The organism is Streptomyces sp. NPDC104313, from assembly GCF_055583985.1.
The window spans coordinates 113,666-135,157 of the sequence record NZ_JBVJMW010000008.1 but is presented as its reverse complement, the minus strand read 5'-3'; the positions used below and the strand labels follow the sequence as shown (position 1 = coordinate 135,157).

The following is a 21,492-nucleotide window of genomic DNA, read 5'->3' as shown; positions in this document are numbered from 1 at the left end:
CCATCGGTGACGCGCCGGACGCTCCTCGGCAACGGAATCGTCTTCAACTCTTGACACCCGGCCCTCCAGGCAGCAATCTTCCGGCAGCGGCGCATGGGAGCGCTCCCACTCCAGGGGAGGGTCTCGGGCGCTCCGTCTTCCCGCACCGGACCCGACGCCTGCGCCCCTGCCTCGCGGAGCAGCGCCGGACCATCCCGGAACCCATCCCGGAACCCATCCCGGAACAAGGAGCAGTGGAATGCGCATCACCCGCAGCGTTGCCGGTCGACGCCCAAGAACCGCCCTCGTGGCCACCACGGGCCTCACGGTCACCGCCCTCCTCCTCACCGGATGCGGCGGCTCCTCCGACTCGGGCAAGGGCGCCGACGCGGACGGGAACATCACCCTGGTCCTCGCCGACTTCGGGCAGTTCGGGTACAAGGAGGCCGGGCTCTTCGAGAAGTACCACGAGCTGAACCCGAAGATCACGGTCAAGGAGGACACCACAGCCGAGGAGAAGAACTACTACCCCAAGCTCCTCCAGCAACTGAACTCCGGCAGCGGCCTCGCCGATGTCCAGGGCATCGAGGTCGGCCGGATCAAGGAGATCGTCGACACCAAGGCGGACTCCTTCGCCGACCTCTCCCGCGCGATCGGTGTGGACGAGTGGGTGTCGTGGAAGGCGAAGCAGGCCACCGCCCCCGGTGGCGCGGTCATCGGTGCGGGCACCGACATCGGCCCCATGTCCCTCTGCTACAACCGTGAGCTGTTCGAGAAGGCCGGACTGCCCACCGACCGCGCCGAGGTCGCGAAGCTGACCGAGGGCGGCTGGGAGGACTTCCTCGCCCTGGGCGAGCGGTACAAGAAGAAGGCTCCCGAGGGCACGTACTTCATGGACTCCGCGAGCGCCATGTTCAACGCCGTGGTCGGCTCCAGCCCCGAGCAGTACTACGACGCGAGCGGCAAGCCGGTCCATGAGAAGAGCGCCGGCGTCGAGAAGGGCTGGAAGCTCGCCGCCGAGGCCGCGTCCAAGAAGCTGACGCAGGGGCTGGCCCAGTTCGAGGACCAGTGGCAGGCGGCCCTGCGCAGGAGCACCGTCGCCACCGTCGTCTGCCCCGCCTGGATGGCCGGCCAGATCTCCACCTACGCCGGTGACGCCAACAAGGGCGAGTGGGACATCACCAGCGCCCCCGGCAGCACCTCCGCCAACTGGGGCGGCTCCTTCCTCGCCGTCCCGAAGGCCGGGAAGAACGTCGCCGAGGCCACCGAGCTCGTCGCCTGGCTGACCGCCCCCGAGCAGCAGGCCGCCGTCTTCAAGGCGATCGGCGTCTTCCCGTCCAACCAGGGCGCCTACGACCTGCCCGACGTGAAGAACGCGACCCTGCCGTACTTCAACGACGCCCCTATCGGCCAGATCTACGCCGACGGCGCCAAGTCCATCCCCGAGGCGGTCCTCGGCCCGAAGGACGGCGTGATCAAGGACTCCTTCTCCACCCAGATCAACAACATGGAGCAGCGCGGCACCAGCCCCGACGACGCCTGGGACGCGGCCGTGCGGACGATCGACAAGGCCATCGGCTGACCCCGCCGACTCACCCCGGGGCGGGTGGCGCCAGTCCCGTCCGCCCGCCCCACCCCGCCCGCCCGACTCCCCAGCCGCCCCCAGGGAAGGACTCCCCGCCCGTGGCAACCTCGACCCCCACCCGGGACGCGTACGCGAAAGCGCCCCGGGAACCGCAGAAGGAACCGCCCAGTGAGCGGCGGCAGTTGTGGCGCAGCCGGCTGTGGCGGTTCGACGACAAGGCGTCCCCGTACGCGTACATCGCGCCGTTCTTCCTCGTGTTCGGGGCCTTCGGGCTCTATCCGCTCCTCTACACCGGCTGGATCGCCCTGCACCGGGTGGAGATGACCGGCCTGGACGCGATGGAGTGGGTGGGCTGGGAGAACTTCGACAAGATCCTGCACGACCCCGAGTTCTGGACCTCGGTCGGCAACACGTTCCTGATCGGCGTCATCTCCACCGTCCCGCAGCTCCTGGTGGCCCTCGGTCTGGCCCACCTCCTGAACTACCGCCTGCGGGCCAGCACCTTCTGGCGTACGGTCATCCTCACCCCGTACGCGACCTCGGTCGCCTCGGCCGCCCTCGTCTTCGCCCTGGTGTTCCGGGCCGACGGCGGACTGCTGAACTGGGCGCTCGGCCTCGTCGGCTTCGACGACACCAACTGGGCCAACGGGCACTGGACGTCGAAGATCGCTATCTCCGTCATCGTCATCTGGCGCTGGACCGGCTACAACGCGCTGATCTACCTCGCCGCGATGCAGGCCGTCCCCCACGACCTCTACGAAGCGGCCTCGTTGGACGGCGCCTCGCGCTGGCAGCAGTTCCGCAAGGTCACCATCCCCTCGCTGCGGCCGACGATCCTGTTCACCATCGTCATCTCCACCATCGGCTCCATGCAGCTCTTCGGCGAGCCGCTGCTGCTGGAGGGCGGAGCGCTGGGCGCCACCGGCGGCAACGAGAACCAGTACGAGACGCTCAGCATCTACCTCTACAACTACGGCTGGAACCTCGGACACCTCGGTCCGGCCGCCGCCGTCGCCTGGGCGATGCTCGCCCTCCTGCTGATCATCGCCGCGGCCAACTGGTTCATCGGCCGACTCGTCCGCAGGTCCGCGGTCCGACCGGGGGCGCGTCCATGACCACGACCAGCCCCGCACGCACCGCCCCCGTCACGCTCGTGCCGTCCCCCAGGGGCAGCGCCCCGCAGCGCCCGCGCCGCTTCCGGATGGGCGCGGGGCAGCAGATGAAGGGCGGCCCGTTCGCGTACCTCGCGCTCGCCGTCGTCGGCTTCGGCTCGCTGCTGCCGCTCTACTGGACCCTGGTCGCGGCCTCCCGCACGCAGGACGAAGTCCTCGCCTCCACACCGCCGTTCCTCCCCGGCGGACGACTGCTGGAGAACGTCCGGACCGCCTGGGAACAGGCCCACCTCGGCAAGGCGATCGTCAACAGCGTCATCGTCTCGTCCTCCATCACCCTCGCGACGCTCTTCTTCTGCACGCTCGCCGGATACGCGTTCGCCAAGATGCGCTTCCGGGGCCGCGGCCGGCTGATGACCGCGGTCATCGCCACCCTCACCATCCCGCCTCAGCTCAGCGTCGTCCCCCTGTTCATGATGATGTCCGGCCTCGGCTGGGGCGGGCAGCTCGAATCGGTCATCTTCCCGACCCTGGTGAGCGCCTTCGGCGTGTTCTTCATGCGCCAGTACCTGATCGAGGCGCTGCCGTACGAGCTGATCGAGGCGGCCAAGATCGACGGTGCGAACAACCTCCGCATCGTGGTGAGCGTGGTGCTGCCGGTGGCGCGCCCCGCGATGGTGGTGCTCGGGATGCTCACCTTCGTCCAGGCGTGGAACGACTTCTTCTGGCCCTACCTCGCCCTCAACCAGCAGAACCCGACCCTTCAGGTGGCCCTCGGCCAGCTCAGCGCCTCGTACACCCCCGACCAGTCCATCGTGATGGCGGGCGCGCTGATCAGCACGTTGCCGCTGCTGGTGGTGTTCGTGGTCTTCGGCAAGAAGATCGTCGGCGGGATCATGTCCGGCGCGGTCAAGGGCTGATCCCCCTTCCCCTCCTGACGGCCTCCGGCTTCCCTTCCTGACGCCTCCCGCCCTTCCCGACCGCCTTCCTCCCACCCCTCACCTCTCCCAGGGAGCGCTCCCGTATGACAGCCGTCCGACCTGACACGGTCCCGCAGCACGCCCCCGCCGCCACGGCGCTCTTTCCGACCGGTTTCCTCTGGGGCGCGGCCACCGCCGCGTACCAGGTGGAGGGCGCGGCCACCGAGATGGGCCGTACCCCCTCCATCTGGGACACCTTCAGCCATACGCCCGGCCGGACCCTCGGCGGGGACACCGGGGACGTGGCGGCCGACCACTTCCACCGTTACCGCGAGGACGTCGCCCTGATGAAGCGCCTCGGACTCCAGGCGTACCGCTTCTCGGTCTCCTGGTCCCGCGTCCAGCCCACCGGCCGGGGGCCGGCCGTGGAACGCGGGCTCGATTTCTACCGGTCGCTCGTCGACGAGCTGCTGGCGGCCGGCATCAGGCCCGTCGCCACGCTCTACCACTGGGACCTGCCGCAGGAACTGGAGGACGCGGGCGGCTGGCCCGAGCGTGCGACGGCCGAACGGTTCGCGGACTACGCGGCCGTCGTGGCCCGCGCCCTGGGCGACCGCGTCTCCCTGTGGACCACGCTGAACGAGCCCTGGTGCTCGGCCTTCCTCGGTTACGGCTCCGGGGTCCACGCCCCCGGCCGCACCGAACCGGCCGCCGCGCTGCGGGCCGCCCACCATCTCAACCTCGCCCACGGCCGGGCGGTCGAAGCGCTGCGCGCGAACCTCCCCGCCGCCGCGCGGACCTCGGTCACCCTCAACCTCCACCAGGTGCGCCCACTGACCGGCAGCGCGGCGGACGCGGACGCGGCCCGCCGGATCGACGCGGTGGGCAACCGCGTCTTCACCGGGCCGATGCTGAAGGGCGCGTACCCCGAGGATCTGCTGGCCGACACCGAACGCATCGTGAAATGGGCCGAGTTGATCCGTGACGGCGACCTGGCCGCCATCGCCGCCCCGGTCGATGTCCTCGGCGTCAACTACTACACGCCCACCATCGTCAGCGCCTCGCCCACCGGTGCGGGCGACACCCGTGACGACGGCCACGGCAGCAGCGAGCACTCCCCGTGGCCCGGCTCGGAGCACGTCGCCTTCCACCTCGCCGAGGGCCGGCCGGTCACCGCGATGAACTGGTCGGTCAAGCCGGAGGGCCTGTACGACCTCCTCATGGACGTCTCGCGCGAGCACCCGGACCTGCCGCTGATGGTCACCGAGAACGGCGCGGCCTTCGACGACGCCCCGGACGCGGACGGCCGGGTCCACGATCCGGAGCGGATCGCCTATCTGCGGGGCCACCTGGAGGCCGTACGCCGTGCCGCTGCCGACGGGGCGGACGTACGGGGCTACTTCCTCTGGTCGCTGATGGACAACTTCGAGTGGGGCTACGGCTATGCGAAGCGCTTCGGCGCGGTGTACGTCGACTACGCGACCCAGTGCCGTACGCCGAAGTCCAGCGCCCACTGGTACGGCGAGGTGATCGCCCGTCACGCGCTGCCCCCGGCCGCGGGCCCGGACGCCTGACCCGGTGGGAGCGGTGGGCCCGGTCGTCCCGGACCGGGCCCACCGTCTTGTCGTCCCCCGCTTGGGAGCGCTCCCCAAACGCTGTCCGTACGCTCGTCGGGGTGATCGGTCCAGGACTTGGATTGACTGTACGGCTGTGAGAAATTGACCGGGAACGGGGAGGCGGCCATGGCGGCAGCGCGAGTACGGAGCGGCGGGCGGCCCACGCTCGAAGAAGTGGCGGCACGGGCCGGGGTCGGCCGGGGCACCGCCTCGCGGGTCATCAACGGCTCGCCCCGGGTCAGCGACGCGACCCGGCAGGCGGTCGAGGCGGCCGTGGCCGAGCTGGGGTACGTCCCCAACCGCGCCGCCCGCGCCCTGGCGGGCAACCGCACCGACGCCATCGCGCTGGTGGTGCCCGAACCGGAGACCCGCTTCTTCGCCGAGCCGTACTTCTCCGCGATAGTGCGGGGCGTCGGCGCGGCCCTGGCGGACACCGAGATGCAGCTGCTCCTCACGCTCGTCGGCAACGACCGCGAGCGCCGCCGGCTCGCCCAGTACCTCACCGCCCACCGCGTCGACGGGGTCCTCCTGGTCGCCGTGCACGCCGACGACCCGCTCCCGGAGCTGCTGGAGCAGCTGGGCATGCCCTGTGTGATCAGCGGCGCCCGGCACGCGGCCGAGACGCTGCCCTCGGTCGACTCCGACAACTTCGGGGGCGCGCGGGCCGCCGTCGAGCACCTGGTCTCCCGGGGTCGCCGCCAGGTGGCCACGATCACCGGCCGCCTGGAGGTCTACGGCGCCCAGCGCCGCCTGGACGGCTACCGCGCCGCGGTCTCCGCCGCCGGCCTGGCCCCCGATGAGCGCCTCATCGCCCCCGCCGACTTCACCGAGGAGGGCGGGGCGAGGGCCATGCGCGACCTCCTGGCCCGCCGCCCCGGCCTCGACGCGGTGTTCGTCGCCTCCGACGTGATGGCCGCCGGTGCCCGCCAGGTCCTGCGCGAGGCGGACCGCCGCGTCCCCGAGGACGTGGCCCTGATCGGCTTCGACGACTCGGTGGTCGCCCGCCACATGCACCCGGCCCTCACCAGCGTCCGCCAGCCCATCGAGGAGATGGGGCGCCGGATGACCCGGCTCCTCCTGGACGAGATCGCGGGCCGGACCCCGGGCGACGAGCGCCCCTCGGTGGTACTGCCCACGGAGCTGGTGGTCCGCGACTCGTCGTGACGGTCGACGGGCGGCGCGTCCGCCGACGGTAGGGGCCGGCCCCGGTCCTCGGACCGGGGCCGGCCCGCTCCGTTTGCCCGTCACGCGGACCCTGGGTCGGAGGCCGCCCGCCCGGGCCGCCTTTAGTGGTATGGACATGACTAAAAGACAGGACTAGCCTCCGTCTTGGTCTAGACCAAGCGGCGAGCCGCCGCCCGGTCCATCTGTCCGCGAGCTCCACCCCTCACCCAGGAGCACCACATGCGCAGAAAGATCACCTCCTTACTCCTCGGCCTCGGCATCGCCGGGGTCTCCCTGCTGGCCACCTCCGGCAGCGCGCAGAGCCACGGGTACACCGACTCGCCGGTCAGCAGGCAGCAGCTCTGCGGCAACGGCACCGTCCGCGACTGCGGACAGATCCAGTGGGAGCCGCCGAGCGTCGAAGGCTCCAAGGGCTTCCCGGCGCGGGGCCCCCGCGACGGCCTGATCTGCGCCGGGGGCAACCAGCGGTTCGCCGAGCTGGACGACCCGCGCGGCGGAGCCTGGCCCGCCTCCGACGTGAGCGCCGGGGCGAGCCACACCTTCCGCTGGCGGATCACCGCCCGGCACGCCACGACCGACTTCCGGTACTACGTCACCAAGGACGGCTACGACCCGGCGAAGCCCCTGACCCGGGCCGACCTGGACCCGCAGCCCTTCCTCACCGTGCCGTTCGGCGGCCGGCAGCCGGGGGCGACGGTCACCCACGCGGGCAACCTGCCGCAGAAGTCGGGCAAGCACCTGATCCTCGGTGTCTGGACCATCTCGGACACCGGCAACGCCTTCTACGCCTGCTCCGACGTCACCTTCTGAGCGACCGGGCGGCACACCGCACCACGACATGAAGAAGGGCCCCGGTCCACAGACCGGGGCCCTTCCCTCAGGGTGAGTAACGGGACTTGAACCCGCGACATCCTGGACCACAACCAGGTGCTCTGCCAGCTGAGCTATACCCACCATGTCGCCCGGTCGTTTCCGACCGGCCGAGAAAAAGTGTACAGGGTCTGGGAGGGTGCTCGCGCCCCCGTTTCCCGGGGCCGGTCCACGGGCGCTCTCACGCCCGTGACCAGCGGGTTCCTACCGTGCGGCCGGGGCCGACCAACGCGCCGCGATCTCCTTGGCGCGCTCCGAGTCCGGGCCGGGCTGCGGCACGAAGACCGCCTCCCGGTAGTAGCGGAGCTCCGTGATGGAGTCACGGATGTCCGCCAGCGCCCGGTGGTTGCCGTTCTTGGGCGGGCTGTTGAAGTACGCCCGGGGATACCAGCGCCGGGCCAGCTCCTTGACCGAGGACACGTCCACGATCCGGTAGTGGAGGTAACCCTCCAGCTCCCGCATGTCCCGCGCCAGGAAACCCCGGTCGGTACCGACCGAGTTTCCGCAGAGCGGTGCCTTGCCCGGCTCCTTCACCTGCTCACGGACGTAGGCCAGGACCTGCTCCTCGGCGTCCGCCAGGGTGGTCCCCCCGGCCAGCTCGTCGAGGAGGCCCGAGGCGGTGTGCATCTGCCGCACCACCTCGGGCATGGTCTCCAGGGCCGCGTCCGGCGGGCGGATCACGATGTCCACCCCTTCGCCGAGCACGTTCAGCTCCGAGTCGGTGACCAGCGCGGCCACCTCGATGAGTGCGTCGTCCGTCAACGAGAGCCCGGTCATCTCGCAGTCGATCCACACCATGCGGTCGTTCATGCGCCCCACCCTACGGGGCGCTCCGCTGTCCCGGCAGGGCCGGGCGTCCGGGAACGTACGCGTCAGGGCCCGGCAGGGACAGCTCCCCGGACCCCACCGACGCCGCCACGGCGACGGCCGCTGAGGACAGGGGTGAGCCCCGGCGTCCGGACGGTGGCCCCTGGCTGGGCACCATCGTCTCGACCACCGTCGCGGCGCTCTCCGCGACCCCCTGCGGACGACGGGCCCGGTAGGCGGCCCGGTACGCGGCGGGGGAGGAGCCGAGCTGGCGGCGGAAGTGCCCGCGCAGCGCGACCGGGGAGCGGAAGCCGCAGCGGCCGGCGACCTCGTCGACCGAGTAGTCGGAGGTCTCCAGCAGCCGCTGCGCCTGCAACACCCGCTGGGTGATCAGCCACTGCAGAGGTGCGCTGCCGGTGAGCGAACGGAACCTCCGGTCGAAGGTCCGCCTGCTCATGTAGGCGCGCGCGGCGAGCGTCTCCACGTCGAACTGCTCGTGCAGATGCTCCAGAGCCCAGGCCACGACCTCGGCGAGCGGGTCGGAGCCGATCTCCTCCGGGAGGGACCTGTCCAGGTAGCGCTCCTGCCCGCCACTGCGCCGTGGCGGCACGACGAGCCGGCGGGCGAGTGCCCCCGCGGCCTCCGTGCCGTGGTCGGTGCGGACTATATGGAGGCAGAGATCGATCCCGGCGGCCGTGCCGGCGGAGGTGAGCACATCGCCGTCGTCCACGAACAGCTCGCGCGGATCGACGTGCACCGACGGATAGCGCTTGGCCAGCGTCGGTGCGTACATCCAGTGTGTGGTGGCCGGCCGGCCGTCCAGCAGGCCGGCGGCCGCGAGCACGAAGGCTCCCGTGCACAGACCGACGATGCGGGCGCCCTCCTCGTGGGCGCGCCGCAGCGCGTCCAGTGCCTCGGCGGGCGGTGGCGAGGTGATCGACCGCCAGGCGGGCACCACCACGGTGCCGGCCCTGCTGATCGCCTCCAGGCCGTACGGCGCGGTGAGTTCGAGCCCACCGGTGGTGCGCAGCGGTCCTTCCTCGCCGCCGCAGACCAGCAGGCGGTAGCGGGGAACTCCCGCGTCCTGCCGGTCGATTCCGAAAACGGAGAGCGGGATGGAGCTCTCGAAGATAGGGCCGCCGCTGAACAGCAGCACGGCAACGACTTCCCGGCGTCGCCGCCCGGTCAGCTTGCGTGCGGCCTCCGTCGCGGCGGCGGAGTCCTGGTTCATGACGCTAAGCCCCCCTCGGTGTTCGCGTCTCCCTGGTCCTTACGGGCCTGTCGCTCCTGCACGTTTCCCCTCGGTGTCGCACGTGTCCCCAGTCTCCGATTTCCAAGATCGAATCTACTGCGTTGCGTGGTCCCGCCGTGACACCTTCCCCCACCGGCTCATTGTCGATAAGGAAACGTGGCGTGAAGCGTTCGATCACGAAGCGTTTCACCCGCGAAGCGCACAGGGAAGTGCCCTTCGACAACGTGGCCCGTCCGCGTCGGGTGAAAGCGTACCGCGCGGTCCGTTCCTGCCTGGTGGGCGGTGGGGTGTCCGGCCATCCTGCGAAGGGTTCGGCACCCAGGTGAAGTTGGCCTAAAACCATCGGTTGTGTGCGCTGTATCCGGTCACGCCGGGCGCACAACCGACACCTGACGATCGCGCCGGTGCGCTCCCTCGCCGCCGTGAACGATGGCGTGTTCGGACCGTCGCGGGTGGATTCGGCGGGCTGTCGCGACCTGGACGGAGCCGAGGCCCCGCGGGGCCGTATTACCGACCGATGGGCCGTGGGGCAAGAGAACCCCGGGCGTCGGACGTCGGTCGGGGGCGGTCCGTGCGGCCTCGTCGTCCGCCGGTCCGGGCGTCGTCGCCGGGCTCGACTCGAACAGAGATCGCGTCGGGCTCGTCACGGCGTCATGCCCCGGGGTGACGGCCCCGTGGCGGTGTGGCCAACAGGGACCGGGTGAGGGCCTCACCGCCGGGTGTTCCGGGTGACCGCCGACCGTCGTGAAAAACAGGACGGCCGACGGTGTTCGCCCCCTCCGAGGCCCGTGTACGACACAACCGGCATTGCCATCGCGGGCAGGCTCGGGCATGCTCCCTCCAGCGTCGCGCACGCTTTTGCGGGGGTCTGGGCGGTGCAGGAGTGACGCCGTACCCTTAGGGGTATGGGGTTGGGAAGATGATTCCCGGACAGAGCTTCACCACCAGCTGACGCACCTCTCGAAACCGTTCCCTTCTCACGAGGACTCTCTTCGCCGAGACACCGATGGCCGGTCACGAAATCCCTGAACCCAAAGACCGCAAGCCGGTAGCCGACCCAGGGTCGGAGCCGCGGACGGTCGAAGAAGCACGCCATGCGTGCGATCCCGCCTTCCGGCACGGAGTCGTCGTCGGTTTCGACGGCTCCACGTCCAGCGAGCGGGCTCTCGCCTATGCCATCGGCATGGCCGGCCGCTCCGGCTCCGGCCTGATCATCGTCCATGTGGCCAACCGGCTGCCGACCACGGTCTGGGCGGGCTGCGAGCCCCCCGTCTTCGTCGATGTACCCGACCACCGCACCGAGGTCCTCGGCCTGGAACTGGCCTGCGCGGACTACCTCTCCGAGGTGCCCTGGGTGCTCGTCGAGCGCGGTGGCGACATCTGCCACGAACTGGAGGAGGTCGGCCGGGAGTACGCCGCCGACGCCATCGTCGTGGGCTCCACGCACGGCATCGTCGGCCGGATCTTCGGGTCCGTGGCCGGCCGCCTGGCCCGCCGCGCGCAACGCCCCGTCATCGTCATTCCCTGACGGGCCCCGGGCGGCGGAGGCATCCCGAGCGACCTTGAGCGGCCGGGCTTCCTGAGGGGCCGCCAGAAGGCCGTGTGGCGGCACGCGTTGGGCCCCGTACCGTCTTCGCGACGGTACGGGGCCCCTTTTCTGCGCGCGGCCGTCTACTCGACCGTCACGGACTTCGCCAGGTTGCGCGGCTTGTCGATGTCGCGGCCCATCGCGAGGGCCGTGTGGTACGCGAACAGCTGGAGCGGGATGCCCATGAGGATCGGGTCCAGCTCGTTCTCGTTCTTCGGCACGACGATGGTGTGGTCGGCCTTCTCCTGCACCTGGTGGGCGACGGCGAGGATGCGGCCGCTGCGGGCCTTGATCTCCTCCATCGCGGCGCGGTTCTTCTCCAGCAGGTCGTCGTCCGGCACGATCGCCACGGTCGGCATCGCGGGCTCGATCAGCGCGAGCGGGCCGTGCTTCAGCTCGGAGGCCGGGTAGGCCTCGGCGTGGATGTAGGAGACCTCCTTCAGCTTCAGGGAGGCCTCGCGGGCCACCGGGTAGCCGCGTACCCGGCCGATGAACATCATCGACTTGGCGTCCGCGTACTCCGCCGCCAGCCGCTTGATCTCGTCCTCGTTCGCCAGGATCTCGCTGATCTGCTCCGGCAGCCTGCGCAGTCCGTCGATGATCCGCTTGCCGTCCGCGACCGACAGGTCACGGATCCGGCCCAGGTGCAGGGCGAGCAGCGCGAAGGCGACCACGGTGTTGGTGAAGCACTTGGTGGAGACCACGCAGACCTCCGGGCCCGCGTGGACGTATGTGCCGCCGTCGGCCTCACGGGCGATCGCGGAGCCCACCACGTTGACCACGCCGAGGACGCGGGCGCCCTTGCGCTTCAGCTCCTGGACGGCGGCCAGCACGTCGTACGTCTCGCCCGACTGGGAGACCGCGACGTACAGGGTGTCGGGGTCCACGACCGGGTTGCGGTAGCGGAACTCGGAGGCCGGCTCGGCGTCGGCGGGGATGCGGGCCAGCTCCTCGATCAGCTGGGCGCCGATCTGGCCCGCGTGGTACGAGGTGCCGCAGCCGAGGATCTTGATCCGGCGCACCCCGCGTGCCTCGCGGGCGTCCAGGTTGAGCCCGCCCAGGTGCACGGTGGAGAACCGGTCGTCGATCCGGCCGCGCAGCACCCGGTCCACGGCGTCGGCCTGCTCGGAGATCTCCTTGTGCATGTACGTGTCGTGGCCGGCCATGTCGTACGACTCGGCCTCCCACTCCACGGTGGTCGGCGTGGCCGTCGTGGTCGAGCCCTCCGTGGTGTACGTACGGAAGTCGTCGGCCTTCAGGGTGGCCATCTCGCCGTCGTCCAGCGTGACGACCTGGCGGGTGTGGGCGACCAGGGCGGCGACGTCGGAGGCGACGAACATCTCCTTCTCGCCGATGCCGAGGACGACCGGGGAGCCGTTGCGGGCGACCACGATGCGGTCGTTGAAGTCGGCGTGCAGCACGGCGATGCCGTAGGTGCCCTCGACCGAGCGCAGCGCCTCGCGGACCTTCTCCTCCAGGGTGTCGGCCTGGGCGCGGGCGACCAGGTGGACCAACACCTCGGTGTCGGTCTCGGAGAGGAAGACGATGCCGTCGGCGGTGAGCTTGGCGCGCAGCTCGGAGGCGTTGTCGATGATCCCGTTGTGGACGACGGCGACCTTGTTCTCCGCGTCCATGTGCGGGTGGGCGTTCTCGTCGCTCGGCGCCCCGTGGGTGGCCCAGCGGGTGTGGGCGATGCCGGTGGTGCCGGCGAAGCGCTTGGGGACCTTGGCCTCCAGCTCGCGGACCCGGCCCTTGGCCTTGACCATCTTCAGCGCGCCCGGCCTGCCCGCCGTCGCCTTGCCGGTGATGACGATGCCCGCGGAGTCGTACCCCCGGTACTCCAGCCGCTGCAGGCCTTCCAGCAGCAGCGGAGCGACGTCACGCCTTCCGATGTATCCGACGATCCCGCACATGAGTTCTCTGCCCCTCCATCGACGTACACGCATTCCCGTTCGGCGCCCCGCGCACGGGCGCCCGGCCCGCTCAGCCGTAGACGATGCGGCGCAGCTGGCGGAGCGAGAGCTCCGGCGGCGCCACGGCGCGGTGCGGCAGCTCGGCCGCGATCCGCTCGAAGATCTCCGTGTTGACCAGGCCGCCGGACTGCAGTTCGCGGTGGCGGCGCCGGACGAAGTCGTCGGTGCTCTCGTCGAAGTACGCCAGCACGTCGAGGATCACCCGGGCCGCCTCGCCGCGCTGGAGCGCGGTGGAGCGTACGAGGTGATCGATGAGGTCGTCGTGCGACGAGCGGCGTTCAAGCACCTGCTGATAGTGCTTGTCAGGGCGCGCTTACGCAAGAAATCTGCCCGATATCGGGCAGGCGGGACGTCGAAGGCTGTCAGATCGCGTCACATGCTCCGCAGAACGGCCTGCTTCGCGGCGCTGAACTCCTCGTCGGTGAGCACCCCGGCCCGGTGCAGCTCGCCCAGCTCCCGCAGCCGTCGCAGCAGCGTGTCGTGGTCACCCGCGGGCGGGGCGGGAGGGGCCGGCTCGGCGGCCTTGGTCAGGGCCGGGGCCGCCGTCGGGGCGTCGATCGCCGCCCGGGCCCCGGGCAGCCGCGCCAGCACCGCCGCGGCGACCAGGAGCGCCGTGTGCTCCTTCTTGGACAACCCCATCAGGTCCAGGGCGTACGTGTCGTACTTCGGCGGAGCAGAGACGGGGCCCTCGACCGGCTCGAAGCGCAGATAGCCGTTCTCCAGGCCGATCGAGGGCAGCCATCGCACGCCCGCGATCCGCGACAGCGGAAAGGTGGAGGGGCCCCCGGCGGTCTTGGACTCCTCGGCCTTCCAGTTCCAGGTCAGCCGGACCGTCTCCCCGTCGAAGGACGCCGTCCCGTCGCCGCCCCCGCCGGAGACCGGCAGCGCGGGGCCGGGCAGCAGGAAGCGGTCCACGGGGCCGTCCGGCACCTGCTCGATCAGCAGCGCGTTGCGGACCTCGTCGACGAAGTACTCCGCGACCCCCGTGCGGTCCTTCTCCACGGTCAGCGCGTAGGGGTCGGCGCCGTCCTTGAGCCGGCCGTCGGCGGCCCGCAGCACCGGGCAGGCGCCGCCGCGCAGGCGCAGCCGCAACCGCCCGCCCCTGCGGTCCGGTTCGAACGAGACACCCGCCACCGCCTGCACGGGGACGGCGATCTCACCCAGCTCCTGCCGGACCGGGTGCGCCTTTCCCCCCGGCACGATGCGCACGGTGTCCCCGTCGAACGTCCACGTTCCGTCCCGCTGGATGATTTCTGCCATGCCCGCGATTCTGCCAGCCCGCCTCCGGGCCGCGCGGACGAAGGTGAGCGCCCGGGGGGCCGCCCCCGGGCGCTCACCGGTCGGGAGGCCGCCGCGATCCGGCGGCCGGGTCCGGAACCCGCCGATCGGGCTCAGAAGCCGGTGATCGGGTTCTTCAGGCGACCCACCAACTGGAGCGCTCCGGCCGGGTCGTTGAGGTCGACCATCTGCTGGTTGTCGCGCAGCTGGAGGCGGTTGAGACAGGAGAGCGCGAAATCCGCCTCGAACAGGTCGTACTGCTCGAACTTCTCCGCGAGATACGGCGCCGACTCCTGGTAGTCGCGCACACAGGCGGCGACCGTCCGCCAGAAGGTGTCCTCGTCCAGGACGCCCTCGGTGGCCAGGCCCGCGCCCAGGAAGCGGAAGAAGCAGTCGAAGACGTCGGTGAAGACCGACAGGAGCTTCATGTCCTCGGGGACCTCGACCCGGATCCGCTCGACCTGCGGCGGCAGCACCGCGTCCGGGTCCATCACCGCGATCTCCTCGGCGATGTCCTTGAAGATCGTGCGGGTGACGACACCGTCCTCCACGACCAGGATCACGTTCTCGCCGTGCGGCATGTAGACGAGGTCGTAGGCGTAGAAGCTGTGCAGCACCGGCACCAGATAGGCGTCCAGGTAGTGCCGCATCCACACCTGCGGGTCCAGGCCCGACTCGGCGATCAGCGCCCCGGCCACCGAGCCGCCCTCGTGGTCGGTGTGGAGCAGCGAGGCCATCGTCGCGACCCGCTCGCCGGACCGGAGGCCCGGCACGGGGCTCTCGCGCCACAGGGCGGCCAGCATCTTCCGGTACGGGGAGCCCTTGACGGTGGCCGCCTCGTAGGACCGGTGGTGGTAGCCGATCGCGGCCCGCTCCCGGATGATCGAGAAACCGACCCCGCGCAGCAGGTCGTCGCGCTCGATCAGACCGGACAGCCAGTCGTTGATCGCGGGAGTGGCCTCCATGTACGCGGCGGACAGGCCGCGCATGAAGCCCATGTTCAGGACCGACAGCGCCGTTTTGACGTAGTGCTTCTCCGGGTGGTCGGCGTTGAAGAACGTGCGGATCGACTGCTGGGCGAGATAGCCGTCCTCGCCCTCGCCGAGCACCACCAGATGCCGTGCCGCCAGCTCTCCGGCGAAGGTGACCGCGAGCTTGTTCCACCATTGCCAGGGGTGGACGGGCAGCAGGAAGTAGTCCTCCGGGTCGAGGCCGAGCCCGCGCAGCGTGCCGCCGAACCGCTCCCGGGTCGCCTCGCTCAGCTCACCCTTGACCAGCGCGTCGTAGTCGACACCGGCGCCCGCGGTGAAGGTGGCCCGGTCCCGGTGGGCGGCCAGCCAGACGAGCCGGATCTCCGAGGCCGCCTCGGGGGCGTACGCCCGGTACTCGTCCACGCCGAAACCGAGCCGCCCGTTGTTGGCGACGAAGCACGGGTGGCCCTCGGTCATCCCGGTCTCGATGGCCTGGAAGCCGGCGGCGACGAGCTGGCCGGAGGTCGCCGGTTCCTTGGTGAGTTTGTAGGCGGTTCCGGCCAGGGTGGAGGAGACCTCCTCCAGATAGACCGGCAGGACCTCTGCGGAGATCCCGAGGGTGTTTCGCAGCTCGATGAAGAACTCCACTGTGTCCAACGGGAGTTCGGAGCCATGCCGGTGCCGGGTGATGGTCTCGGCGTCGATCTGCCAGTGGTCCAGGGCGAAGAGGCGGGCGGTGAAGCGGTACTCGGTGGAGGCGTCGTCGCTACGGACGGTGTAGCGGTCGTCGCCGAGCGGCGCGGGGATCAGCAGCCGTTCATGGCTGAATTCCGCCAGTGCTTTGCGCACCAGCAGTCGGTTTGCGGTGGCCCAGCGCCCCGGGGAGAGGTGGGCGACGCTGTCGGTGAGGGCGGTCGTCATCGGTCGTTACCTCCGGTTGCTGCTTGGAACTGCGCACGGGTGCAGGCGCTGAGCAGGGCGTCCTTCTCCGGTTTGGCGATCTCCCGGAGGACCTCGAAGCCGACGGCCTTGTTGAGGGCCTGCACGGCGCTGTTGGTCACGTCGGGCTCGACGACGACCCGGCGCACCGCCGGGTCGGCGAACAGGAAATCCATCACGGTGGTGATCACGGCCCGGGTGAAGCCGTGCACCGGGGTGTCCGTGGGCGCGACCAGGAAGTGCATCCCGACGTCGCCGGGCTCCGCCTCGTACAGCCCCTTCAGTTCGACCTCGGTGGGGTCGTAGCGCTCGATCAGGAAGGCGGGTACGCCGTCGTGCAGCCCGACGAACGCGTCGTGGTGCGGGTGGGCGGCGATGGACCGGTACTCCCGTTCCACGTCCGCGAGTCCGGCGTCGCCCATCAGCCAGAACGCGGCCTTGGGGTGGGTCACCCAGCCGTGCACCAGTTCGGCGTCGGCGGCGGGGTCCAGCGGGCGGACGGCGAAGGTGCCGAGTTCGTCGGGGCGGCGTTTGCCGGGGCGGCTCATACGGCGAACTCCTGGAAGGCGATGGACTTCTCGACCGGGTAGACCTCGCGGCCGAGCAGCTCGCCGATGATGTAGGCGTTGCGGTAGGCGCCCATGCCGAGGTCGGGCGAGGTGATCGAGTGGGTGTGCACCGCGGCGTTCTGGAGGAAGACCCCGCGCCCGGTGGTGTCGATGCTGTAGTTGCGGGCCACGTCGAAGCGGCCCCGGCTGTCGTGGCGCAGCCGTCCGGTCACGGGCGCGAGGAAGGCGGGCGCCTCGTACCGGTAGCCGGTGGCGAGGATCAGGCCCTCGGTGGCCAGGGTGTAGTCCTTGCCCTGTTCCTCCTGGCGCAGCCCCAGGCTGTACGCGCCGCCCTCCGCGTCGTAACGAGCGCTGATGAGGGCCGAGTTGGTCAGCAGTCTGGTCGGCGCCGGGCCGGAGAGGTTCTTCTGGTAGAGCAGGTCGAAGATCGCGTCGATCAGCTCCCCGTCGATGCCCTTGAACAGCCCCTTCTGGCCGGTCTCCAGCCGGTAGCGGGTCTCCTCGGGCAGCGCGTGGAAGTAGTCGATGTACTCCGGCGAGGTCATCTCCAGCGTCAGCTTGGTGTACTCCAGCGGGAAGAACCGCGGGGAGCGGGTGACCCAGTTGAGCCGGTAGCCGTAGGTGTCGATCTCGGAGAGCAGGTCGTAGTAGATCTCCGCCGCGCTCTGCCCGCTGCCGACCAGGGTGATCGACTTCTTCTTCTGGAGCTCGGCCTTCCCCGCCAGATAGCGGGAGTTGTGCAGGAAGTCCCCGCCGAGCCCCTGGCAGGCCTCCGGTAGGTGCGGCGGGGTGCCGGTGCCGAGGACCAGGTGCCGGGACCGGAACAGCTCACCGGTGGCGGTGCGCACGGTGTAGAGCTCGGAGCCCTCGTCGTACGTCACCGTCTCGACGGTCTCGTCGAACCGGATGCTGCTCAGTTTCGCGGCGGCCCAGCGGCAGTAGTCGTTGTACTCGGTCCGCAGCGGGTAGAAGTTCTCCCGGATGTAGAAGGAGTAGAGCCGGCCGCGCTCCTTGAGGTAGTTCAGGAACGAGTACGGCGAGGTCGGGTCGGCCATGGTGACCAGGTCCGACATGAACGGCGTCTGGAGATGGGCCCCTTCGAGGAACATTCCGGCGTGCCACTCGAAGTCCGGCTTGGACTCCAGGAAGACACCGTTCAGCTCGTCGATCGGCTCGGTCAGGCAGGCCAGGCCGAGGTTGAACGGGCCGAGCCCGATCCCGATGAAGTCGTGGGGTTCAGGAAGCGCGGTCAAGGGAGTCTCCCAGGTACTTCTCGGCGTGGCCGGAGATCAGTTCGAGGACAGCGGCGATGTCCCGCACGGTCGTTTCGGGGTTGAGCAGGGTGAACTTCAGGTACTGGCGGTCGCCCACCTTGGTGCCCGCGACGATCGCCTCGCCGGAGGCGAACAGCGCCTTGCGGGCGTAGAGGTTCGCCCGGTCGACGGTGTCCGGGGAGGCGGCGCCGGACGGGATGTAGCGGAAGACGAGCGTGGAGAGCCGCGGCTCGACGACCACGTCGAAGCGCGGGTCGGCGGCGAGCAGTCGCCAGCCCTCGGCGGCCAGGTCGCAGACCTCGTCGAACAGCTCGCCGATGCCGTCCGCTCCCATGACGCGCAGCGTCATCCACAGCTTGAGCGCGTCGAAGCGGCGGGTCGTCTGGAGGGACTTGTCGACCTGGTTGGGTATCCGCTCCTCGGCCATCCGGCGTGGGTTCAGATACTCCGCGTGGTAGGTCGCGTGCCGCAGGGTCGCCCGGTCGCGGACCAGTACGGCCGATGAACTCACCGGCTGGAAGAAGGACTTGTGGTAGTCCACGGTGACCGAGTCGGCGTGTGCGATGCCTTCGAGCAGAGCGCCCCGCTCGCGGGAGGCGAGCAGCCCGCAGCCGTACGCGGCGTCCACGTGCATCCAGGTGGCGAACTGCTCGCAGAGCGTGGCGATCTCGGGCAGCGGGTCGATGGAGCCGAAGTCCGTGGTGCCGGCGGTGGCGACGACGGCCATCGGGACGGAGCCTTCGGCGACACACTGTTCCAGCGCGCGGGCGAGGGCCACGGTCCGCATGCGCTTCTCACGGTCCACGGGGACGGAGACGACCGCGTCCGGGCCGAGGCCGAGGAGTTTGGCGGACTTCTGCACACTGAAGTGGCTGCACTCGGAGGTGAAGATCCGCAGTCGGGTGAAGTGCTCCGGCCGGATCTTCGTCTCCTCCCGCGCCAGCAGCAGGGCCTGGAGGTTGGACTGCGTACCGCCGCTGGTGAAGATGCCGTCGGCGGCCGGGCCGAGCCCGATCCGCTCGGTGGTCCAGTCGATCAGCCGACGCTCGATGAGGGTGCCGCCCGCGCTCTGGTCCCAGGTGTCCAGGGAGGAGTTGATCGCGGAGATCACGGCCTCGCCGAGCACGGCGGGTATGACGACCGGGCAGTTGAGGTGCCCCAGGTAGCGGGGGTGGTGGAAGTAGACGGCGTCGCGGAGGTAGACCTCACCGAGCTCGTCGAGGGCCGCGGCGGCGTCCCCCAGCGGCCGGTCGAGGTCGATCGCGTCGATGACGGGGGAGAGCTCGTCGACACCGATTCCACTGAAGGGACGCTCGGTGGCGGCGAGGGTGGCCGCGACCCGTTCCACTCCTGCGGAGACGGTGTTCCGATAGTGCTCCGCGGTCGTGTTGTTGAGCAGGTGCGAACGCATGCAGGGGTCCTCCCGGGTGAGGGGAACTTCATCGCGGCCCTCCGGGCAGGAAGGGGGGACGAGGGCGCGATGCCAAAGTAAGGCGAGCCTAACCTAACTCATGGCCGGTCGGTTCCCTCACCCCCCTGGGCGCACCGGTTGTCCGCTTTCCCGCCCCTATCCCTCCACTTGCTCTGCCTGCTCCCGTTTTCCCGGCCGGTCACAGGCGCCGCCGAAAGGACCTGTCGCGGCTTCCGCTTCCGTCCGCCGCGCCTGCTCCTGGGGAAGCCCGCGCCGCCAGTACGTGGCCGACGTCACCCGTTCAAGGTCGAAGCCCCGTTCGTGGACGAGGTGGTGACGCAGCGCCCGCACCCCGGACGCCTCGCCCGCGATCCACGCGTACGGTGTGCCCCCGGGCAACTCGGCGGCGCGCACGGTCTCCACGCCACAGGCGGCCCCCTCGTTCCGGACGAGCCAGCTGATCCGGGCCTTCGCCGCGGTGTTCAGCGCCTGCCGGTCCTCGGTGCACGGGACCTCCAGCCAGACCCGGGCCGGCAGCCCGGCGGGCAGCCACTCCAGGGCGGCGGCCGCGGCGGGCAGCGCGGTCTCGTCGGCCCGGATCAGCACCCAGTCGGTGTCGGCGGGCGGCCGGAAGCGCACGGCGGCGTTGTCCGGCGCGGTGGGGCCCAGCACCGTGAGCCGGTCGCCGGGGGAGGCCGACAGCGCCCACCGGCAGCCGGGACCGTCGGCGTCGTGCACCACGATGTCGAGGTCGACCTCGGTGGAGCCGTCCGCTCGCAGCCGCTGGGCCCGTACGGCGTACGAACGCGTCACCGCCCGTTCGTCCTCGGGCCGTGCCCGCCCTTTCTCGGGCCACGCCCCGCCCCCGCCCGCCGGGGCCACCGCCTCGCTCCGCCCCGGGCGGGGCAGCAGGGCCGACAGGCTCTGGTCGCGGCCCCCGCCGCTGAAGCCCTCGGCTCCCGGCCCGCCGAGCGTGATCCGCAGGATGGAGGGGCCGAGCCGCCTGGTCCGCAGAACGGTCAGCTCGAAGAGCCGGAACGGGGCGACTTCGGGGGCGGTGGTGGTCGTCGACGTCAACGGGGGCTCCTCCGGGACGGGCCGGAGCGGCGGGCGGACGGGCCCGGCTTCCGGCTGGGGCGATCCGGAGGAAGGTTAGCCTACCCTTGCCTGATTGAGGGGTGGTGTGACGGCCGCGTCCACTCTCACTCCGGCAGGGCGACTGAACCGGCCCCGGTCTTCCGCAGGGCGACCGAATCGGCCCCGTTCTTCCGTAGGGCGACCCAACCGGCCCCCGTCACCCCGCCCTTCGCCCGGGGCGGGATCCGCACCGCGTTCTCGCCCGGCACCGGGAGCACCGGATCGGCGCGCCCGCTCCGGTCGCGTACGACCGGAACCGGGAACCGCCGCCTCAGACCCCGAACTCCGCCCGGCAGGCGTCGAGTCCCTCCACGGTCACCTCGACGCTCCGGTGCGCCTCCCACCGGACCCGGTCCAGACGCAGCCGCCGCAGGGTGACGGGGACCCCACGCACGACATCCGTCCTCAGCCCGTCGTCCGTGTACCCGAGCCGCCGCGAGACCCCGAGCGAACGGGGGTTGTCGGTCATGGCGGCGGAGACCGCGTACCGCGCGCCGAGCCCGGCGAACGCCAGGTGGAGGGCGGCGGCGCGCATCTCCGTACCGAGGCCCCGGCCCTGGTACGGGAGGCCGAGCCACGAACCGGTCTCCGCCTCCCGCCGCACCCCGAACCGCTGCCCCATCAGGTCCTGCCGCCCGATGACCTTCCCTTCGTGGAGGACGGCCAGGCTGAGCGTCCAGTCCCGCACGGACCAGCCGGCCACGGTCCCCAGAACGTGCTGGAACACCGCCCGCCCCACCTCGTCGGGGGTCCCGTCGGTCCACGGCACGTTGAACGGCATACGGTCCGGGTCGTGCACCCCGTGCGCCGCCACCGAGGCCAGCTCGTCCAGGAGCCCGAGGCCGGGCAGCCGCAGTTCGAGGCGCGGCGTGCGGAGGCGGAGCCCGTAGAGGGGCCAGTGCTGGTGGTCCACGAAGTCCATGAAGTCCATGAGGGGACTCTGCCGGACACGCGCGCGAGGTGTCGATCGCATAGAGCGGGGGCGGGCGGCGTACGACCACGGGTGCGTCCGGGGCCACCCGGCCG

18 protein-coding genes and 1 tRNA gene are annotated in these 21,492 nt (G+C 70.8%); 7 read left to right on the top strand and 12 right to left on the bottom strand.

Annotation, left to right across the window (positions count from 1 at the left end; all coding sequences use genetic code 11):
- Positions 1–238 precede the first annotated feature (238 nt).
- The 6 genes from ACZ60Q_RS20350 (at position 239) to ACZ60Q_RS20325 (ending at position 7,207) form a co-directional block, all read left to right on the top strand.
- Positions 239–1,561 carry an ABC transporter substrate-binding protein gene (locus ACZ60Q_RS20350; RefSeq protein ID WP_469636255.1) on the top strand — a complete coding sequence of 441 codons (1,323 nt, stop codon included), beginning with the start codon at positions 239–241 and terminating at the stop codon, positions 1,559–1,561.
- Positions 1,562–1,662: 101 nt separating this feature from the next.
- The gene (locus tag ACZ60Q_RS20345) at positions 1,663–2,679 is read left to right on the top strand and encodes a carbohydrate ABC transporter permease (RefSeq protein WP_469636253.1); all 1,017 of its coding nucleotides are present in this window, start codon (positions 1,663–1,665) and stop codon (positions 2,677–2,679) included.
- Entirely contained in the window at positions 2,676–3,596 is a 921-nt protein-coding gene (locus tag ACZ60Q_RS20340; protein ID WP_469636250.1) for a carbohydrate ABC transporter permease, read from the top strand. Before ACZ60Q_RS20345 ends, ACZ60Q_RS20340 begins: the two co-directional genes overlap by 4 nt.
- Before the next feature lie 104 nt (positions 3,597–3,700).
- Entirely contained in the window at positions 3,701–5,170 is a 1,470-nt protein-coding gene (locus ACZ60Q_RS20335; RefSeq protein WP_469636247.1) for a GH1 family beta-glucosidase, read from the top strand.
- 168 nt (positions 5,171–5,338) lie between these two features.
- On the top strand, positions 5,339–6,376 hold the full coding sequence (locus tag ACZ60Q_RS20330) for a LacI family DNA-binding transcriptional regulator (protein ID WP_469636244.1): 1,038 nt from the start codon (positions 5,339–5,341) through the stop codon (positions 6,374–6,376).
- 240 nt (positions 6,377–6,616) lie between these two features.
- Positions 6,617–7,207 carry a lytic polysaccharide monooxygenase auxiliary activity family 9 protein gene (locus tag ACZ60Q_RS20325; RefSeq protein ID WP_469636241.1) on the top strand — a complete coding sequence of 197 codons (591 nt, stop codon included), beginning with the start codon at positions 6,617–6,619 and terminating at the stop codon, positions 7,205–7,207.
- A gap of 71 nt (positions 7,208–7,278) precedes the next feature.
- Here ACZ60Q_RS20325 and ACZ60Q_RS20320 read toward each other — a convergent pair.
- The 3 genes from ACZ60Q_RS20320 to ACZ60Q_RS20310 all read right to left on the bottom strand — a co-directional run bounded on the left by ACZ60Q_RS20320 (position 7,279) and on the right by ACZ60Q_RS20310 (position 9,305).
- Positions 7,279–7,351 (bottom strand) — tRNA-His (locus ACZ60Q_RS20320).
- 120 nt (positions 7,352–7,471) lie between these two features.
- Positions 7,472–8,077 carry an oligoribonuclease gene (gene orn / locus ACZ60Q_RS20315; RefSeq protein WP_469636238.1) on the bottom strand — a complete coding sequence of 202 codons (606 nt, stop codon included), beginning with the start codon at positions 8,075–8,077 and terminating at the stop codon, positions 7,472–7,474.
- A 10-nt stretch (positions 8,078–8,087) separates the two neighbouring features.
- Entirely contained in the window at positions 8,088–9,305 is a 1,218-nt protein-coding gene (locus ACZ60Q_RS20310) for a helix-turn-helix domain-containing protein (protein ID WP_469636235.1), read from the bottom strand.
- A 1,027-nt stretch (positions 9,306–10,332) separates the two neighbouring features.
- Between ACZ60Q_RS20310 and ACZ60Q_RS20305 the strand changes: the two genes are divergently transcribed.
- A complete protein-coding gene (locus tag ACZ60Q_RS20305; protein WP_026290787.1) occupies positions 10,333–10,854 on the top strand; it encodes a universal stress protein in 522 nt (173 codons plus the stop codon).
- 143 nt (positions 10,855–10,997) lie between these two features.
- Here the strand turns inward: ACZ60Q_RS20305 and glmS are convergent, their stop codons facing one another.
- The 9 genes from glmS to ACZ60Q_RS20260 all read right to left on the bottom strand — a co-directional run bounded on the left by glmS (position 10,998) and on the right by ACZ60Q_RS20260 (position 21,397).
- Complete coding sequence (gene glmS / locus ACZ60Q_RS20300; protein WP_469636232.1) at positions 10,998–12,827, bottom strand: glutamine--fructose-6-phosphate transaminase (isomerizing); 1,830 nt, start codon at positions 12,825–12,827, stop codon at positions 10,998–11,000.
- A 70-nt stretch (positions 12,828–12,897) separates the two neighbouring features.
- The gene (locus ACZ60Q_RS20295; RefSeq protein WP_003968990.1) at positions 12,898–13,173 is read right to left on the bottom strand and encodes a hypothetical protein; all 276 of its coding nucleotides are present in this window, start codon (positions 13,171–13,173) and stop codon (positions 12,898–12,900) included.
- An 86-nt stretch (positions 13,174–13,259) separates the two neighbouring features.
- Positions 13,260–14,147, bottom strand: coding sequence for a DUF4429 domain-containing protein (locus ACZ60Q_RS20290; protein ID WP_469636229.1), 888 nt, complete (start codon positions 14,145–14,147; stop codon positions 13,260–13,262).
- A gap of 131 nt (positions 14,148–14,278) precedes the next feature.
- Complete coding sequence (locus ACZ60Q_RS20285; RefSeq protein WP_469636227.1) at positions 14,279–16,057, bottom strand: IucA/IucC family protein; 1,779 nt, start codon at positions 16,055–16,057, stop codon at positions 14,279–14,281.
- Positions 16,054–16,623, bottom strand: coding sequence for a GNAT family N-acetyltransferase (locus ACZ60Q_RS20280; protein ID WP_469636224.1), 570 nt, complete (start codon positions 16,621–16,623; stop codon positions 16,054–16,056). The genes ACZ60Q_RS20285 and ACZ60Q_RS20280 overlap by 4 nt, the downstream gene beginning before the upstream one ends.
- The gene (locus ACZ60Q_RS20275; protein ID WP_469636221.1) at positions 16,620–17,897 is read right to left on the bottom strand and encodes a lysine N(6)-hydroxylase/L-ornithine N(5)-oxygenase family protein; all 1,278 of its coding nucleotides are present in this window, start codon (positions 17,895–17,897) and stop codon (positions 16,620–16,622) included. The genes ACZ60Q_RS20280 and ACZ60Q_RS20275 overlap by 4 nt, the downstream gene beginning before the upstream one ends.
- A complete protein-coding gene (locus tag ACZ60Q_RS20270) occupies positions 17,881–19,329 on the bottom strand; it encodes a pyridoxal phosphate-dependent decarboxylase family protein (RefSeq protein WP_469636218.1) in 1,449 nt (482 codons plus the stop codon). Before ACZ60Q_RS20270 ends, ACZ60Q_RS20275 begins: the two co-directional genes overlap by 17 nt.
- A 156-nt stretch (positions 19,330–19,485) precedes the next feature.
- Positions 19,486–20,406: a siderophore-interacting protein gene (locus tag ACZ60Q_RS20265; protein WP_469636215.1), complete on the bottom strand. Its 921-nt coding sequence runs from the start codon at positions 20,404–20,406 to the stop codon at positions 19,486–19,488.
- Positions 20,407–20,737: 331 nt separating this feature from the next.
- A complete protein-coding gene (locus ACZ60Q_RS20260) occupies positions 20,738–21,397 on the bottom strand; it encodes a GNAT family N-acetyltransferase (protein WP_469636212.1) in 660 nt (219 codons plus the stop codon).
- Positions 21,398–21,492 lie beyond the last annotated feature (95 nt).